Raw genomic sequence first — 572 nt, 5'->3', positions numbered from 1 at the left:
GCGAGTTCGAACCTCGTCTTCCGCTCCAACATGTGCCGGGGTGGCGGAACTGGCAGACGCACAGGACTTAAAATCCTGCGGTAGGTGACTACCGTACCGGTTCGATTCCGGTTCTCGGCACCATTTTAATTTAATATTTTTAGCGCCCGTAGCTCAATTGGATAGAGTGTCTGACTACGGATCAGAAGGTTAGGGGTTCGACTCCTCTCGGGCGCGCCATTTTTAGACGGGAAGTAGCTCAGCTTGGTAGAGCACTTGGTTTGGGACCAAGGGGTCGCAGGTTCGAATCCTGTCTTCCCGACCACTTTATTAATGGGGCCTTAGCTCAGCTGGGAGAGCGCCTGCCTTGCACGCAGGAGGTCAGCGGTTCGATCCCGCTAGGCTCCACCATTAAATTCACATGAACCTTGAAAACTGAACAAGCAAAACGTTAATCAATAAATCATTTCATTAAATTGAAACAAAATTTTGGACATCAAAATTGATGCCAGCAACATGAGCTTAATCGCTCTCTTATGGAGAGTTTGATCCTGGCTCAGGACGAACGCTGGCGGCGTGCCTAATACATGCAA

4 tRNA genes and 1 rRNA gene are annotated in these 572 nt (G+C 49.5%); all 5 read left to right on the top strand.

Annotated elements, in window-relative coordinates:
• Positions 1–34 precede the first annotated feature (34 nt).
• Positions 35–123 (top strand) — tRNA-Leu (locus DDE80_RS14580).
• Between the two features lie 19 nt (positions 124–142).
• Positions 143–219, top strand: a tRNA-Arg gene (locus DDE80_RS14575).
• An 8-nt stretch (positions 220–227) separates the two neighbouring features.
• A tRNA-Pro gene (locus tag DDE80_RS14570) sits at positions 228–304 on the top strand.
• Between the two features lie 10 nt (positions 305–314).
• Positions 315–390 (top strand) — tRNA-Ala (locus tag DDE80_RS14565).
• A 122-nt stretch (positions 391–512) separates the two neighbouring features.
• A 16S ribosomal RNA gene (locus DDE80_RS14560) occupies positions 513–572 on the top strand; the annotation flags it as partial.

Origin of the sequence: Metalysinibacillus jejuensis (genome assembly GCF_003057615.1) — a bacterium.
Classification (GTDB): domain Bacteria; phylum Bacillota; class Bacilli; order Bacillales_A; family Planococcaceae; genus Metalysinibacillus; species Metalysinibacillus jejuensis.
The sequence above is the reverse complement of the archived record's forward strand: the minus strand, read 5'-3'. Positions and strand labels throughout refer to the sequence as shown.